The organism is Streptomyces sp. NPDC000151 (assembly GCF_040301705.1).
Lineage (GTDB): Bacteria > Actinomycetota > Actinomycetes > Streptomycetales > Streptomycetaceae > Streptomyces.
Map to the genome: position 1 here is coordinate 1 of NZ_JBEPFC010000161.1, position 16,389 is coordinate 16,389.

Here is a 16,389-nt window from a genome sequence, read left to right on the forward strand (position 1 = left end):
GTGCTCGCCCGCCAGCCGGGCGCCGACCGCCGCGTCCCCGGCCGGCGTGGAGTCGCCGCCCGGCGCCGCGCCCGCGATCCGCCGTCCGGTGGGGGAGAGGACCCAGGCGCGCAGGTCGAGGTCGGAGCCGAGCAGGTCCAGGACGACCTCGGGGCCGCCGCCCGCCGGGCCCGACGTCATCAGGCGGCGGTGCCGGTCGACGACCGCGGCCAGGTCGCCGGCCCGCTCGCCGGAGACCTGCCGTACGACGTACTCGGTGACCGTGGCGAAGGAGACCGACTCGGTGACGGAGAAGAGCGGCAGGCGGTGGCGCGCGCAGGCCGCGACCAGGTCCTCGGGGACCGGGCCCAGCTCCGCCGTGCCGGCCGCGAGACCGGCGACCCCGGCCTGGGCCAGGATGCGTACGAACGGCTCGGAGTCCTCCGGCGCGTGCCGCCAGGCGAGCCCGGAGAGCACGAGCTCGCCCCCCGAGAGGTAGCGGCTGGGGTCGCGCAGGTCGGTGGTCATCACGCCGCGGACCGTTCGGTCCAGCTCGTCCTCGCCCCCGAGCAGCCGCAGGCCCAGGGAGTCGGTTTCCAGGAGTGCGCGGAGCCGCATGGACGTCGCCCGCCGATCTTTCTGTCTGGTGTTGCCGGTGGAATACCGCGAGGTTGCCGGGCCCCGCTTTTCGTTCGAATCTACAAGACGGCCGCCCTGGCCAGCCAACCGCTTCATGGTTTCGGTGACTGCACCGGGTACCTGACTGGCACGTGTACTGGGTCACATCACGTAACAGAAACATGAACAACCGCTGAACAACTCCGGAGAAGAGAGCCACGCATGGACTTCCTTCGCCCCGCCAGCTGGGAGGAGGCGCTCGCCGCGAAGGCCGAGCACCCCACCGCTGTGCCGATCGCGGGTGGCACGGACGTGATGGTCGAGATCAACTTCGACCACCGCCGCCCCGAGTACCTGATGGATCTGAACCGCATCGGTGATCTGCGGGAGTGGGAGTCCGGTGCGGACACGGTACGGCTCGGTGCCTCCGTCTCGTACACCGAGATCATGGAGAACCTGCGCGCCGAGCTGCCGGGCCTGGCCCTCGCCTCGCACACCGTCGCGTCTCCGCAGATCCGCAACCGCGGCGGCGTCGGCGGCAACCTCGGCACGGCGTCCCCCGCGGGCGACGCGCACCCCGCGCTGCTGGCGTCCGGCGGCGAGGTCGAGGTGGAGTCGGTGCGCGGCCGCCGCATGATCCCCATCGACGAGTTCTACCTCGGCGTGAAGCGCAACGCCATGGAGCAGGACGAGCTGATCCGCGCCGTCCACCTGCCCAAGGCCACGGGCCCGCAGCAGTTCTCCAAGGTCGGCACGCGCAACGCCATGGTGATCGCGGTGTGCGCGTTCGGCATCGCGCTGCACCCGGAGACGAAGACCGTCCGTACCGGCATCGGCTCGGCCGCGCCCACCCCCGTACGCGCCAAGGAGGCGGAGACCTTCCTCGCCGCGGCGTTGGAGGAGGGCGGCCACTGGGAGTCCGGCGCGCCGGTTCCGCCGTCCGTGGCGAAGCAGTTCGCCCAGCTGGCGAGCGGCGCCTGCAATCCGATCGACGACGTGCGCGGCAGCGCGAAGTACCGCCGGCACGCGGTCGGCATCATGGCCCGCCGCACGCTCGGCTGGGTCTGGGAGTCCTACCGCGGCGACGGTCGCACAGCACAAGGAGGCGCACAGTGCGCGTGAAATTCACCGTCAACGGCCGCGAGCAGACGGCCGACGACGTCTGGGAAGGCGAGAGCCTGCTGTACGTGCTGCGCGAGCGGATGGGCCTGCCGGGTTCGAAGAACGCCTGCGAGCAGGGCGAGTGCGGCTCCTGCACGGTCCGCCTCGACGGGGTGCCGGTGTGCTCCTGTCTGGTCGCGGCCGGCCAGGTCGAGGGCCGCGAGGTCGTCACCGTCGAGGGCCTCGCCGACTTCGCGCAGCAGCGCGCCGAGCACGGCGGCTGCGCGACGGGCGCCTGCGGCGCCAAGGGCACGACGCTGGACCGGGCTAAGGGCTGGGCCGCCAAGCCGGCCGGTACGGGCGACAGCCGGACCGGCGAGCAGGTACCGCTCTCGCCCATCCAGCAGGCGTTCATCGACGCGGGCGCCGTCCAGTGCGGCTTCTGCACGCCCGGCCTGCTGGTCGCCGCCGATGAGCTGCTGGAGCGCAACAGCCAGCCCTCCGACGCCGACATCCGCGAGGCGCTGTCGGGCAACCTGTGCCGCTGCACGGGCTACGAGAAGATCCTCGACGCGGTCCGTCTCGCGGCCGCCCGCGGGGAGTCCGAAACCGCAGGAACGGGGGCCTGACCATGGCCGGAGTCACTCGGACACCCACCAACACGCCCACCGAGCTCACCCAGGGCAGCAATACCCCGGCCGGTATCGGGGCCTCCACCCTGCGGCCCGACGGCACGCTCAAGGTGACCGGCGAGTTCGCGTACTCGTCGGACATGTGGCACGAGGACATGCTGTGGGGCTACACGCTGCGCAGCACCGTCGCGCACGCCGAGATCCGCTCCATCGACACCTCCGAGGCGCTCGCCCAGGCCGGTGTCTACGCGGTCCTCACCTACGAAGACCTGCCGACCGCGGTGAAGAACTACGGCCTGGAGATCCAGGACACCCCGGTACTGGCCAACGGCCGGGTGCGGCACCACGGGGAGCCGGTCGCGCTGGTCGCCGCCGACCACCCGGAGACCGCCCGCCGCGCCGCCGCCAAGATCAAGATCGACTACGCGGAGCTGCCGGTCGTCACCGACGAGGCCTCGGCGACCGCCCCGGACGCGCCGCTGCTGCACCCGGGCCGCAACGACCACCACGCGGGCCACGTACCGCACCCGAACATCGTGCACCGCCAGCCGATCATCCGCGGCGACGCCGACGAGGCCGCCAAGCGCGCGGACGTGATCGTCAGCGGCGAGTACGACTTCGGCATGCAGGACCAGGCGTTCCTGGGCCCGGAGTCCGGCCTCGCCGTGCCGGCCGAGGACGGCGGCGTCGACCTGTATGTCGCGACCCAGTGGCTCCACTCGGACCTGCGGCAGATCGCGCCGGTGCTGGGCCTGCCGCCGGAGAAGATCCGGATGACGCTCTCCGGCGTCGGCGGCGCCTTCGGCGGCCGCGAGGACCTGTCGATGCAGATCCACGGCTGCCTGCTGGCGCTCCGTACCGGCAAGCCCGTGAAGATCGTCTATAACCGGTTCGAGTCCTTCTTCGGGCACGTCCACCGGCACCCCGCCAAGCTCTGGTACGAGCACGGCGCCACCAAGGACGGCAAGCTCACCCACCTGAAGTGCCGCATCGTGCTGGACGGCGGCGCGTACGCCTCCGCCTCCCCGGCCGTGGTCGGCAACGCCTCCTCGCTCGCCGTCGGCCCGTACGTCGTCGAGGACGTCGACATCGAGGCCATCGCGCTCTACACGAACAACCCGCCCTGCGGCGCCATGCGCGGCTTCGGCGCGGTCCAGGCGTGCTTCGCGTACGAGGCGCAGATGGACAAGCTGGCCAAGGCGCTCGACATGGACCCCGTCGAGCTGCGGCAGATCAACGCCATGGAGCAGGGCACGCTGCTGCCGACCGGGCAGCCGGTCGACTCGCCTGCCCCGGTCGCCGAGCTGCTGCGCCGCGTGAAGGCGATGCCGCTGCCGCCGGAGAACCAGTGGGAGACCACCGAGGGCGCCGACGTCCGCGCGCTGCCCGGCGGCCTGTCGAACACCACCCACGGCGAGGGCGTCGTCCGCGGCATCGGCTACGCCGTCGGCATCAAGAACGTCGGCTTCTCCGAGGGCTTCGACGACTACTCCACCGCGCGGGTCCGCATGGAGGTCATCAACGGCGAGCCGGTCGCGACCGTGCACACCGCGATGGCCGAGGTCGGCCAGGGCGGCGTGACCGTGCACGCGCAGATCGCCCGTACGGAGCTGGGCGTCCAGCAGGTCACCATCCAACCGGCGGACACCCAGGTCGGCTCGGCGGGCTCCACCTCCGCCTCCCGGCAGACCTACGTCACCGGCGGCGCGGTGAAGAACAGCTGCGAGGCCGTGCGCGAGCAGGTCCTGCAGCGGGGCCGGATCAAGTTCGGTACGTACCACCCGGCGTGGGCCACGGCCGAGCTGCTCCTGGAGGGCGGCAAGGTCGTCACCGACGGCGGCGAGGTGCTCGCCGACATCGTGGACGTGCTCGGCGAGGAGGCCGTGGAGGCGAACCTGGAGTGGCGGCACCGCCCCACCGAGGCGTTCGACCTGGAGACCGGCCAGGGCAACGGCCACGTGCAGTACTCCTTCGCGGCGCACCGCGCGGTCGTCGAGGTCGACACCGAGCTCGGCCTGGTGAAGGTCATCGAGCTGGCCTGCGCGCAGGACGTCGGCAAGGCGCTCAACCCGCTGTCCGTCGTCGGCCAGATCCAGGGTGGCACCACCCAGGGCCTGGGCGTCGCGGTCATGGAGGAGATCATCGTCGACCCCAAGACCGCGAAGGTGCGCAACCCTTCCTTCACCGACTACCTGATCCCCACCATTCTGGACACGCCCACCATTCCGGTGGATGTCCTCGAACTTGCCGATGAGCACGCTCCCTACGGGCTGCGTGGCGTCGGCGAGGCGCCGACTCTGTCGTCGACCCCGGCTGTCCTCTCCGCAATCCGGGCGGCGACTGGTCTGGCACTCACGAAGACGCCGGTGCGTCCGGAACACCTCACCGGCACGTGAGCCTCCGGGCGGTGCGGATGGTTTGGGGTGTCCTGTCCGTCCTCCCGCGGTTCGTACCGCCCGGAGTTTCCCCCACGTCAGCCCGGCCTCCTAGGATCCGTCCTCGGCGCCGCATCTGGCTGAAAAACGTTCGTCTCGGGCCGTCCCCCGGGTCGTGCGGCCCGTTCCATCCCAAATCTCACACTTCCCCCCTTGTGAGTGCCCCTATGAACCTTGGGAGATAGGCACCATGACCCAGCCCACCATCGAGCCGACCACGGCGGAGGACGCCGGCGCGGGTACGCGCCAGCCCTCCGGCCGGTCGTGGCTCGACCGGTACTTCCACATATCCGAGCGCGGCTCGACCCTCGGCCGGGAGCTGCGCGGCGGCATCACCACCTTCATGGCGATGGCGTACATCCTCCTCCTCAACCCCGTCCTGCTCAGTGGCAAGGACGCGGTCGGCGGCACCCTCCACCCGGGTGCCGTCATCACGGCCACGGCCTTCGCGGCCGCACTGGCCACGCTGCTCATGGGCATCGTCGGCAAGGTGCCGCTGGCCCTCGCCGCAGGCCTGAGCGTCTCCGGCGTGCTCGGCACCCAGGTGATCAGCGACATGTCCTGGCCGCAGGCCATGGGCATGTGTGTGATCTACGGCGTCGTGATCATGGTCCTGGTCATCAGCGGTCTCCGCGAGAAGATCATGAACGCGATCCCGCTCGGCCTCAAGCACGCAATCACCATCGGCATCGGGCTCTTCGTCACCATGATCGGCCTGGTCAAGGCCGGGTTCGTCGGCATCGGCAACGCCTCGGCGCCGGTCACCCTCGGCGTCCACGGCCACCTCAGCGGCTGGCCCGTCCTGGCCTTCTGCCTCACCCTCGTCATCATCTTCATGCTGCTGGCCCGCAACATCCCCGGCGCGATCCTGATCGGCATCGCCGTCGGCACCGTCTTCTCGCTGGTCGTCACCGCGATCTTCGGGCTGGGCGACAAGCAGTGGGGCCTGGCCACGCCCGCACTCCCGGACACCCTGGTCTCCACCCCGGACTTCAGCCTGTTCGGCAAGATCGAATTCGGCGGCTTCGCCGAGCTCGGCGCCACCACCGTGGCGATGGTCGTCTTCACCCTGGTCCTGGCCGGCTTCTTCGACGCCATGGCCACGATCATTGCGGTCGGCCAGGAGGCCAAGCTCGCCGACCACCTCGGCCGGATGCCGGGCCTGAACAAGGCGCTGCTCATCGACGGCGCGGGCGGTGCGATCGGCGGCGTCGCCGGCGCCTCAGGGCAGACCGTCTTCATCGAGTCCGCCAGCGGCGTCGGCGAGGGCGCCCGTACGGGCCTGTCGGCCACCGTCACCGGCCTGCTCTTCGGCGCGGCGCTGCTCTTCACTCCACTGGCGGAGATCGTGCCCGCCCAGGTCGCGTCCGCCGCGCTGGTCGTCATCGGCTCGATGATGATGCAGAACGCACGGCATGTGGACTGGAAGGACCGCTCCGTGGCGATCCCGGTCTTCCTGACCGTGGTCATCATGCCGTTCACCTACTCGATCGTGAACGGTGTGGCGGTGGGCGTGATCTCGTACTGCGCGATCAAGCTCGCGCAGGGCAAGTGGCGCGAGCCGGGTCCGCTGATGTGGATCCTGGCGCTGGTGTTCATCGCCAACTTCGCCTTCAACGACATCGGGTAGGGGAGACCCGCCGGCGCCGGGCACCGTGCCCGGACGGAGGCCGCATCGGCCCTCCGCGCAATCGCAGACAAGGAGCTGGACATGCTGGACATCGCCGAAGAGCTGAACCGGTGGGTCGAGCAGGGACGCGACTTCGCCGTGGCCACCGTGGTGGGCGTCGGCGGCAGCGCGCCCCGGCAACCGGGCGCCGCGCTCGCCGTCGACCGCGACGGCTCGGCGATCGGGTCCGTCTCCGGCGGTTGCGTGGAGGGTGCGGTGTACGAGCTGTGCCAGGAGGCCCTGGAGACCGGCACGCCGGTGCTCCAGCAGTTCGGGTACAGCGACGAGGACGCCTTCGCGGTCGGCCTGACCTGCGGAGGCATCGTCGACATCCTCGTCACCCCGGTACGCACGAACGCCCCGGAGCCATCAGAGGGGCCGGACGACCCCCCGGCCCCGGTGGACAGCACCTCCGGGACGCTCGTCGCGGCGGTGGCCGCCGCCGTCACCGCTGAGGCGGCGGCCCTCGCGCGCATCGTCTCAGGGCCCGCCGAACTCCTCGGCCGTGCCCTCCTCGTCCACGCCGACGGCAGCCGCACCGGCAGCCTCGGCGGCCATCCCGCACTCGACCGCACCGCGGTCGAGGAGGCCCGCGCGCTGCTGGACGCGGGCCGCACCACCACCGTCGAGATCGGCGCGGACGGCAGCCAGTGCGGCGCCCCGCTGACCCTCCTCGTCGAGTCCTCGGCCCCGGCCCCGCGGATGCTCGTCTTCGGCGCCATCGACTTCGCCGCCGCCCTGGTCAGGGCCGGCAAATTCCTCGGCTACCACGTCACCGTCTGCGACGCCCGCCCCGTCTTCGCCACGAAGCTTCGCTTCCCCGACGCCGACGAGATCGTGATCGACTGGCCGCACCGCTACCTCGACTCCCAGCAGCTGGACTCCCGCGCGGTGCTCTGCGTCCTCACGCACGACGCCAAGTTCGACGTACCGCTGCTGGAGCGGGCACTGAAGCTCCCCGTCGCCTACGTCGGCGCGATGGGCTCCCGCCGCACCCACCTGGACCGGCTGCGCCGGCTGCGCGAGGCCGGCCTGACCGACCTCGAACTCAACCGCCTGCGCTCCCCGATCGGCCTCGACCTCGGCGCCCGTACGCCCGAGGAGACGGCCCTGTCCATCGCCGCGGAGATCGTCGCCACCCGCCGCGGCGGTACCGGCGTGCCGCTCACCGGCGCACATACCCCGATCCATCACGACACATCGGTCACGACACGCCGTATCGGATCGGTTGCCTGAGGGCAGCAATACCGCTCCCGGTAAGCGAAGGATAAGATCGGCGGCCGGCCGTCCGCGCCATTCGTGGGCGGCTGTCGCCATGTCCGAGAACGAAGGAACACCGCACGATGAACTCGCCGGACGGACCACTCACCCCGATCTACGACCAGCTCATCAACGAGCAGGGTGACGTCGCCACCGAGGCGCGCGAGTACGCCCAGAAGACCGAGCAGGAAGCCACCGAGGTCCTGGACTTCCGCCTCCCGGGCCAGCCGTCTTCGGCGCAGTAGTTCCTACGGCGTCGCCGGTTCCTACGGCGTCGCCGGCACCCGGAGCGCCAGCAGCGCCACGTCGTCCTCGTTGGCCGCGTACAGGGCTCTGCTGATGAGCTGGTCGCAGAATTCGTCCAGGGAGCGGTCGGCGAGCGCCGCGGCGAAGCTGGCGAGCTGGTCCAGGCCCTCGCTCAGCGGCAGGCCACGGGCCTCGATCAGGCCGTCGGTGTACAGGACGACCGTGCTGCGCGGCGGGAGCGCCTGCTGGAAGTCGGTGCGCTCGGGCGACAGCTCGGTACCGAGCACCAGGTCGGCGGCGCCGTGCTCCAGGAAGCACACCCGGCCGTCGTCGTGCACCAGCAGCGGCGGCGGGTGCCCGGCGTTGGTCCAGCGCAGCTGCCAGTCGCCGGCCTGCGCCCGCTCGACCTGGGCCAGGATCATGGTGGCCAGCTGCACGTCGCTGATGTGGACGAGGGCCCGGTCCAGCCGGCCGACGGTGACGGACGGCGCCTCGGTGTGCTCCCAGGCGAAGGCCCGCAGCATGTTGCGCACCTGCGCCATGCAGGCCGCCGCCTGCAGGTCGTGGCCGACCACGTCCCCGATGACCAGCGCCGTCGTCCGGTCCGGCAGCCGGAACGCGTCGTACCAGTCGCCGCCGACCCGGGAGGCGTGCGGCGCCGGGTGGTAGCGCACCGTCATCTCCAGGCCCTCGATACGGGGCAGCGGCGGCAGCAGATGGCGCTGCATGGTCTCCGCGACCCGCCGCTGCCGCTCGTACAGCTGCGCGTTGTCCACGGCGAGCCCGGCCCGCCGGGCGATGTCGTCGACCAGCGCCAGTTCCGCCGCGTCGAAGGGCTTCTCCTGGTCCGTACGGACCAGGGTCAGCGCGCCCAGCACCTTGCCGGGGCCGCGCAGCGGCGCGATCACCGCCGACCGCATGCCGATCGCCCGGAACATCTGGCGCTGCTGGACGGCGATGCCGGAGTCCGGCGGCCCCGCGTAGTCCTCGGGCGTCACGATCCGGGGCGCCGCCCCGCGCAGTACCCGGGAAAGCGGCATCCGCGACCCCTCCTGCACCTGCGGCATCGGCCCGGTCAGCTCCTCCACCCGTACGTGCCGGCCGTCCACGTGGTGCACCACGGCCACCCGCCGCAGCTTGCCCTGCTCCTCCAGCAGATCGACCACCGCCCAGTCCGCCAGTCGGGGGACCACCAGCCGCACGAGCCGCTTCAGCGACTCGTCCAGATCGAGGGTGGAGGTGAGCACGGCGGTGGTCTCGGCGACCATCGTCAGCCGGTCGGCGAGGTCGGTCAGCGCCTCGAGGTTCTCCGGCGTCACCGGCGTGTGCGCCTCTTCCGGCGGCCGCTCGAAGAAGACCACGACCGCGCCGTCCGGGGCGCCGTCCACCTCGTACGGCACGGACATCCCGCCCACACAGATCAGCCCGCCGTCCCCGCGCGCGAACCACTGGCAGCCGTCCAGGGACACGGCCTGCCCGGCCAGGAACGCCTGGAGGAGCACGCAGTTCGGCCGGGGCAGCTGCGTTCCGTCGGGATTGCGGTGCAGCAGCTCGTGCGGGTCGGCGCCGAGCATGGCGGCGGCGGGGCGTGCCAGCAGCTCCTCGGCCTTGTCGTTGACGTGCGAGATCCGCCCGTAGCCGTCCTGGATGTAGACCCCGGCCGTCAGCCCCGCAGGCAGTACGGGCTCCGGCTCGCTCCCGGTCGCGGGATCCGACACGCCCGGCCCTCCTCACTGATGCCACCTGCACCGACGACCTCCTCCAGCGTCTCGCAGGATCGCCGTCGCGGCCTGCGCAGAGGGGGGACCCGAGTGGTGCGTACGGGGGAGCGGCGGGGCTAGGGCAGCAGGCCCGCGCGGCGCGCCGCGACCACGGCCTGCAGCCGGGTGTGGACGCCGAGCTTGCGCATCGCGGAGCGCAGATAACCCTTGACCGTCTCCGGGCGCAGCCCCAGCCGCTCCGCGACCGCGAGGTTCGTCGCGCCCGAGGCCACGCAGGAGAGCACGTCCACCTCGCGTGGCGAGAGCGTGACGGCGGGGTCCCGGCGGGTCCCGCCCGAGGCCGCGGCGAGCCGGCCGCAGGCCGCCAGCATCTCCTGCCGCAGCAGCGGATCGCCGACCCGCTGCGCCAGGGTGCGCAGCGCGCTGTGCGCCTCCCTGACCTCCTCCCACATCACCGGATCGGCGGCGGTCGGCTGCCGGGCCACCGACAGCAGCCGCTCCGCCTCGTCCTGCACCACCAGCGCCTGCTCCAGCTCCCTGGCCGCCTCCAGCGCGGCGGACAGCGGCCGGTCGCCCAGCTGCAACGGCTGCCGCAGCGCCCCGTACAGCACGCCGCGCACCCGCCGCCGCACCACGACCGGTACCGCCAGTACGGACTTCAGTCCCTCGGTGGCCACCGCCGCGTCGTACTCATGGCTGATCACCGCGGAGGAGTGGTAGTCGGTCACCGCGAAGGGCCGGGAGCGGGCCGCCGTCTTGCCGCCCAGGCCGTTGCCCGAGTGGATGGACAGCCCGCGCAGCGCGGTGGTGGCCGCGCCGGTCAGCTCGTTGATGCGGAACCGGCCCGTGCCGGACAGCAGGCCGCCGAACGCCACCGGCAGTCCGCTCGCCCTGCGCAGCCGCAGCAGCGCCGCCCTGACGTCCGCGGACCCGCTCTGCTCTGGCTCGTTCAGCACGCGCTAACCTCCGCTTCCCCCCATTCGGGGGTGGTGAGACCTGCGTCACCGATTACACGATGGCCGGAAGCCGCGGGGCAATGAGAACGACACATGGCGGACAGGCCCGGGACGAGGGCGACGGACGACGAGTACCGGGCTCCGTAGGTGTGCATAGGTGAGAAGTAGCCACGGGTAAGTGTTCCGGGTTCTGGATACGAGGAGAGCAGCATGCGGGTACCCATGACCATCGCGGACTTTCTGGACCGGGCGGAGGCGGGGTTCGCCAACGGCCCGGGCGTGGTGGACGAGCCGGATCAGCCCGGGCCGCCGGTGCCCGATGCGACGTACGGCCGGTTCGGCGAGCGGGTGCGGGCCTGGCAGGCGGGGCTCGACGCGCTCGGCGTCGGCGAGGGCGAACGCGTGGCGGTGGTCAGCCACAACTCGACCCGCCTCCTTGAGCTGCTGTTCGCGGTGCCGATGAGCGGCCGCATCTGCGTACCGGTCAACTTCCGCCTCAAGCCCGAAGAGATCGACTACATCGTGCGGCAGAGCGGCGCCTCCGTCCTGCTCATCGACCCGGAACTGGACGCCGCGCTGTCCGACGTCAAGGCCCGCCACCGCTTCGTACTCGGCGAGCAGACCGAGACGGAGCTGATGCGCTTCGGCATCGCACCGCGCCCGTGGTCGTACCCGGACGAGGACGCCACCGCGACCATCAACTACACCTCCGGCACGACCGCCCGCCCCAAGGGCGTCCAGCTCACCCACCGCAACATCTGGGTCAACGGCCTGACCTTCGGGCTGCACACCCGCGCCTGGGAGCGCGACGTCTATCTGCACACGCTGCCGATGTTCCACTGCAACGGCTGGGGCATGCCGTACGTGATGGCCGGCCTCGGCGCCAAGCAGGTCGTACTGCGCAAGGTCGACGGCACCGAAATCCTGCGCCGCGTCGAGGAACACGGCGTCACGCTCATGTGCGGTGCGCCCGCGGTGTGGAACATGGTCCTGGACGCGGCGGCGAACTGGGACGGCGAGATCCCCGGCCGCGACCGCGTCCGCATCGTCTGCGCGGGAGCCCCGCCGCCCAGCCGCACGATCCAGCGCATGAACGAGGAACTGGGCTGGGAGTTCACCCAGATCTACGGCCTGACCGAGACCTCCCCGGTCCTCACCTTCAACCGGTCCGGCGCCGCCGACGCGGACCTCCCCGCCGAGGAGCGGGCCCGCAAACTCTCCCGCGCGGGCCTCCCCGCCCTCGGTACCAAGCTGCGGATCTCCCCCTCCGGCGAGGTCCTGGCCCGCTCGAACACCGTCCTGGAGGGCTACTGGGACAAGCCCGAGGAGACCGAAGCGGCCCTGGAGGACGGCTGGTTCCACACGGGCGACGGCGGCACCCTCGACGAGTCCGACGGCCACCTCACCATCTCCGACCGCAAGAAGGACGTCATCATCACGGGCGGCGAGAACGTCTCCTCGATCGAGGTGGAGGACACCATCTTCAGCCACCCCGCCGTCGCCGAGGTCGCCGTCATCGGCGTACCGCACGAGAAGTGGGGCGAGACCATCAAGGCCCTGGTCGTCCTCGTCGAAGGCGCCACGGCCCAGGAGGCGGACATCATCGCCCACTGCAAGCAGCACATGGCGGGCTACAAGGCCCCCACCACCGTCGAGTTCCGCGATGCCATCCCCCGCACGGCCACCGGCAAGATCCAGAAGTTCAAGCTCCGCGAACCGTACTGGTCGGGCCGCGACCGCGGCGTCAACTGACCGCTCCGGCACGTGCGTTCCGCGGCAGCGCCCCCGCCGCCGCGGAAAGCACCATATGGATGTGATGTCACGTATTGCCGCCCCTGCCGGTCTCACTAAATGGACGCAGGCAATTTCGTGCTTTTCTACGAGCGGGGAGCGAGGGGTTCGGATGCGTAGCTTCGAATTCCTGCTCGGGTAGGGGTATTTCACCCGCAGGTGTCCCAGTTTTTCCGTTGAACGTGAAATTAATGAACAACGTCGGCCGGTCGACCCCGGAGGGTCGGCCGGTGTTCTTTGTGAACTGCTTCACATCGGAAGATGATCTTGCCCTGTTAGCCTTCCGAGGCACGTAACGAAACAGTGGGGGATAACAGTGCGTTATCGGCTGTTCGCTGCGCAGGGGTACATCACCGAACCCTTTATGCGCAGCTATGAAGATCTGCCTGCCGACGTACATCTGCGAGACGGCCATCATTTCCGTTACCGCGCGTTCGGAAAGGCTCGCGTCAAGGGCGAGATGCTGCTGTGGGAAGAGGACACCTCCTTCTTTCAGAGCGACGCGATCAATGAGTACGCGGGCGGCATGGACCGGCGATTCGCGCCGCTGGGCGACCCGGCCAAGGAGTTTGCCGAGGGGCTCGTGAACGCTCCTGCCATCCGCGAGCTGGCCGCCGCCGAGGAGTTCGAGATCGGCTGCCACCAGATCCGCATCACGGCGGCGGACGACCGGCCGGGATTCCCGGCCCCGGAAGGGTTTCACCAAGACGGGTACGACCTGATAGCCGTGACCTGTGTGGCGGCCGAGAACGTGAGCGGCGGAATTTCCCTGGTGCGGGAAAATGCCGCGGCCGGCGAAATCATTCTGGAGCGGGTGATGGCCCCCGGCGAATCCCTTTTCCTGGCGGACCGGGAAGTCAAGCACTACGTCAGCCCCATCACGCCGAAAATCCCGGGTGAACCCGCCTACCGCGACGTAGCCGTCATTACCTTTTCCCTCGGAGAGCAGGCCCAGTGAGCATCGCGCCGTACACCATTCAGGACTGGCTCTTCAGCCGCGCACAGGGCCGGTTCGACCTGGACCTCGCGGAGAGCGGCGTCCAGTTCCAGCTGCTGCGGGACGTACCGCTGGAGCCCGACTGGGAGATGGACTACAGCCTCGACCGCGGGACGCACGAACTGCGCGCTCGGATCGGGGCGTTGTACGACGACGCTCAGGCCCCCGGCGCTCCCGTACAGGAGGACCGCCGCGATGTCGTCGTGACGCACGGCGCCCAGGAAGCCCTGTACCTGCTCTACCGGTCCGCCCTGCGGCCCGGGGACCACGTGATCACCACAGCGCCCGGCTGGCAGCAGGCCTGGGAGGTCCCCGCCCACGTGGGCTGCGAGGTCACGGTGCTCGACTGGCGCCCCGGCGCTCCCTTCGACGCCACGGCCCTGGAGCGCGCCGTGCGCCCCGAGACCCGGATGCTCATCCTCAACAGCCCGGGCAACCCCTCGGGGCGCCTGCTGACACAGGCCGACTGGGACGCCGTACTCGACGTGGCGCGCGCCCACGACCTGCTGGTGGTGAACGACGAGGAGTACCTCCTCGACTTCGCCGATTCCGTCACGCACCGCCATGAGCGCTCGGTCTCCGTCTCCGGACTGTCCAAGGTCTACGGACTGCCGGCGCTGCGCGTGGGCTGGGCCAAGGGGCCCGCGGACATCATCGAGCAGATGGTCAACTACAAGCGGTACACCACGGTCTCCAACTCCCTGGTGTGGGAACGGGCCGCGGCCCGCGTCCTCGCCGACCGGGAGCGGCACCTGAAGCGCTACCACACGCTGGTGGACGGCGGCCGCGCACGGCTCGAGGCGTTCGCCGCGGAGCACGCGGACACTCTCGAACTGGTACGGCCGGAGAACACGCCGTTCGCCTGGCTGCACCTCAACACCACCGTCTCCTCGCAGCAGTTCGCCGAGGAACTGCTGGAGAAGCGGCGCACGCTCGTCATGCCCGCCGAGGTCTTCGGATCCGAGCGGGGGCTGCGCATCAGCTACGCCCGCCCGGCCGACGTGCTCGACGAGGGGCTGCGGCGCCTCTCGGCACAGCTGGCCGAATCCGCGTGAGGCAGCGGGCGGCGCGCCGGAGAGCGCGCCGCCCGCACCGGGCAATGTACGAGCAATTCGACGCAAGGGATGGATGACGCGTGCTGGACGAACGCGTGACAGCCGGGACGGCCCGCGCCTCCTTCCATGAGGACCTGGCCGTCGCGGCGAGGCTGACCGTGCCCGTGGCGATGGGTTACCTGCCGCTCGGGGCCGCTTTCGGCATTCTGCTCGTCAGCCAGGGACTCCCCTGGTTCTGGGCGCCGACGACCGCGCTGGTCGTCTTCGCCGGGTCACTGGAGTTTCTCGCCGTATCGATGGTGACCTCCGGCCTCGGCCTGGCGGCCATCGCCATGACCACATTCCTGGTGAACTTCCGGCACGTCTTCTACGGGCTGTCGTTCCCGCTCCACCTGCTGACGGGCCGGCTGCAGCGCGCTTACGGCGTCTTCGCCCTCACCGACGAGACGTACTCACTGCTCGCCGCCAACCCCGACCAGGAGCTCAACGGGCGCCGCATCACCCTCATCCAGCTCCTCAGCCACGGCTATTGGGTGACGGGCAGCCTCGCCGGCGCCCTGGCCTCGTCGGCGCTCCCGGAGGACATCGACGGCATCGAGTTCGCGCTCACCGCCCTGTTCGTCGTCCTGGCCTGGGACCACGGCCGCAAGAAGGCGAATCTCCGGCCCGTCCTGTACGGCCTGGCGGCTTCGCTGGCGGCCGGACTCGTGGGGGGCGACCAGTTCCTCACGGTGGCCGTGATCGCCTTCCTCCTCCTGCTGGTTGCCGACTACACACTGTCGAGGTCCAAGCGTGCCTGAACCGTCCTACGTCGTAGCGGCCATCGCCATCATGAGCGCGGTGACCCTCGCGCTCCGCGCGGCGCCCTTCGTAGTCTTCCGCAACGCGACGGGCTCGCCGCTGCTGCAGTACCTGCGCAGCGCGCTCCCCCCGGGGATCATGGTCATTCTCGTGGCGTACAGCGTGCAGTCGGTCGATTTCACCAGCCCGCCGTACGGAGCCCCCGCACTGGCCGGCATCGCGGTCTGCGGCGCCGTCTACCACTGGCGCAACAGCCCCCTGCTCGCCATCGTCCTGGGCACCGCCACCAACATGGGCCTCGTGCACGTGCTGTGAGGAGACCGATGAAGAGCATCGTCATCATCGGCGGCGGTGCCACGGCCGTGTGCGCCTTCCGCGCCGTCACCGAGGCCGAGGACATCGCCGCCGTCCGGTTCGTCGCCCCCGGACCCATCGGCATCGCCGGCGCGTTCGGCTCGGGTGACCTGCGTGCCCTGTGCAACACCTCCGTGGACGTCACCTCGCTGTCCCCGGACGGGGAATCGGGGCTGCTGAGCTACCTCGCCGCGCGCGGCTGGCCGGTCCACCGCGACGACTTCGTACCCCGCTTCCTGGTCACCCAGTACCTCAGGGAGAGCTTCCAGCGGCTACGGGACGACTGTGTGCGCCGCGGCACGCGCGTCGCCCACGTACGAGGGCGTGCCCTCCGCGTCACCGGGCTGCCGGGGGACTACCGGGTCCACCTCGCGGACGGCAGGGTACTGCCCGCGACGGACGTCCTCGTCTGCGTCAACGGAACCTCGACGGCGCACCCCGAGTACCTCGTCGGGCACCACCCGGCCGACCGGCTGTTCACCACGCCCTACCCCCTCGGCGCGCTGCGCCGCATACCGGCCGGGGCGCGCGTACTGGTGGCGGGCACCAAGCTGTCGGCCATCGACGCCGCCCTCGTGCTGTGCCGTCGTGGCGTGCACACGGTCATGACCTCGCCCTCGGGAGAACTGCCCGCCGTCCGCACCCGCTTGCGCCGACACCGCGGGACCGGTCTCGCGGCCGAGTTCCGGAGCCTGCTGGCGGCCGGAGCCGGTCCGCAGGAGCTGCTGCGGCCGGTGGCACGCCGCATCCGCCGCCGGCCGGGCGGCGACCGGC

15 protein-coding genes are annotated in these 16,389 nt (G+C 70.9%); 12 read left to right on the forward strand and 3 right to left on the reverse strand.

The window, feature by feature from the left end; genetic code table 11:
• Positions 1-597 (reverse strand): PucR family transcriptional regulator ligand-binding domain-containing protein (locus ABT381_RS30485; RefSeq protein ID WP_351599849.1); only part of this gene is annotated, 597 nt, incomplete at its 3' end.
• A gap of 222 nt (positions 598-819) precedes the next feature.
• Here ABT381_RS30485 and ABT381_RS30490 point away from each other — a divergent pair.
• The 6 genes from ABT381_RS30490 (at position 820) to ABT381_RS30515 (ending at position 7,939) form a co-directional block, all read left to right on the forward strand.
• Complete coding sequence (locus tag ABT381_RS30490) at positions 820-1,719, forward strand: FAD binding domain-containing protein (RefSeq protein WP_351599850.1); 900 nt, start codon at positions 820-822, stop codon at positions 1,717-1,719.
• A complete protein-coding gene (locus ABT381_RS30495; RefSeq protein WP_351599851.1) occupies positions 1,710-2,327 on the forward strand; it encodes a (2Fe-2S)-binding protein in 618 nt (205 codons plus the stop codon). Before ABT381_RS30490 ends, ABT381_RS30495 begins: the two co-directional genes overlap by 10 nt.
• 2 nt (positions 2,328-2,329) lie before the next feature.
• Positions 2,330-4,726 carry a xanthine dehydrogenase family protein molybdopterin-binding subunit gene (locus ABT381_RS30500; RefSeq protein ID WP_351599853.1) on the forward strand — a complete coding sequence of 799 codons (2,397 nt, stop codon included), beginning with the start codon at positions 2,330-2,332 and terminating at the stop codon, positions 4,724-4,726.
• 229 nt (positions 4,727-4,955) lie between these two features.
• Positions 4,956-6,395 carry an NCS2 family permease gene (locus ABT381_RS30505; protein WP_351599855.1) on the forward strand — a complete coding sequence of 480 codons (1,440 nt, stop codon included), beginning with the start codon at positions 4,956-4,958 and terminating at the stop codon, positions 6,393-6,395.
• A gap of 81 nt (positions 6,396-6,476) precedes the next feature.
• Positions 6,477-7,670, forward strand: coding sequence for an XdhC family protein (locus tag ABT381_RS30510; RefSeq protein WP_351599857.1), 1,194 nt, complete (start codon positions 6,477-6,479; stop codon positions 7,668-7,670).
• Positions 7,671-7,777: 107 nt separating this feature from the next.
• Positions 7,778-7,939, forward strand: coding sequence for a hypothetical protein (locus tag ABT381_RS30515; protein ID WP_351599859.1), 162 nt, complete (start codon positions 7,778-7,780; stop codon positions 7,937-7,939).
• A 21-nt stretch (positions 7,940-7,960) separates the two neighbouring features.
• On the opposite strand, the gene ABT381_RS30520 is transcribed toward ABT381_RS30515, so the two are convergent.
• A complete protein-coding gene (locus tag ABT381_RS30520) occupies positions 7,961-9,658 on the reverse strand; it encodes a SpoIIE family protein phosphatase (RefSeq protein WP_351599861.1) in 1,698 nt (565 codons plus the stop codon).
• Positions 9,659-9,777: 119 nt separating this feature from the next.
• A complete protein-coding gene (locus ABT381_RS30525; RefSeq protein WP_351599863.1) occupies positions 9,778-10,617 on the reverse strand; it encodes a LuxR C-terminal-related transcriptional regulator in 840 nt (279 codons plus the stop codon).
• 210 nt (positions 10,618-10,827) lie between these two features.
• Between ABT381_RS30525 and ABT381_RS30530 the strand changes: the two genes are divergently transcribed.
• The 6 genes from ABT381_RS30530 to ABT381_RS30555 form a co-directional block, all read left to right on the forward strand.
• Positions 10,828-12,369, forward strand: a complete 1,542-nt coding sequence (locus ABT381_RS30530) for an AMP-binding protein (RefSeq protein WP_351599865.1) — start codon at positions 10,828-10,830, stop codon at positions 12,367-12,369.
• Positions 12,370-12,724: 355 nt separating this feature from the next.
• Positions 12,725-13,366, forward strand: coding sequence for a 2OG-Fe dioxygenase family protein (locus tag ABT381_RS30535; RefSeq protein WP_351599867.1), 642 nt, complete (start codon positions 12,725-12,727; stop codon positions 13,364-13,366).
• Positions 13,363-14,460, forward strand: coding sequence for a pyridoxal phosphate-dependent aminotransferase (locus ABT381_RS30540; protein WP_351599869.1), 1,098 nt, complete (start codon positions 13,363-13,365; stop codon positions 14,458-14,460). The genes ABT381_RS30535 and ABT381_RS30540 overlap by 4 nt, the downstream gene beginning before the upstream one ends.
• 80 nt (positions 14,461-14,540) lie before the next feature.
• Positions 14,541-15,260 (forward strand): AzlC family ABC transporter permease, encoded by a 720-nt coding sequence (locus ABT381_RS30545; RefSeq protein WP_351599871.1) that lies wholly within the window; start codon positions 14,541-14,543, stop codon positions 15,258-15,260.
• Entirely contained in the window at positions 15,253-15,576 is a 324-nt protein-coding gene (locus ABT381_RS30550) for a branched-chain amino acid transporter permease (RefSeq protein ID WP_351599873.1), read from the forward strand. Before ABT381_RS30545 ends, ABT381_RS30550 begins: the two co-directional genes overlap by 8 nt.
• Before the next feature lie 8 nt (positions 15,577-15,584).
• The coding region (locus tag ABT381_RS30555) for an FAD/NAD(P)-binding protein (protein ID WP_351599875.1) at positions 15,585-16,389 on the forward strand (805 nt) is incomplete at its 3' end.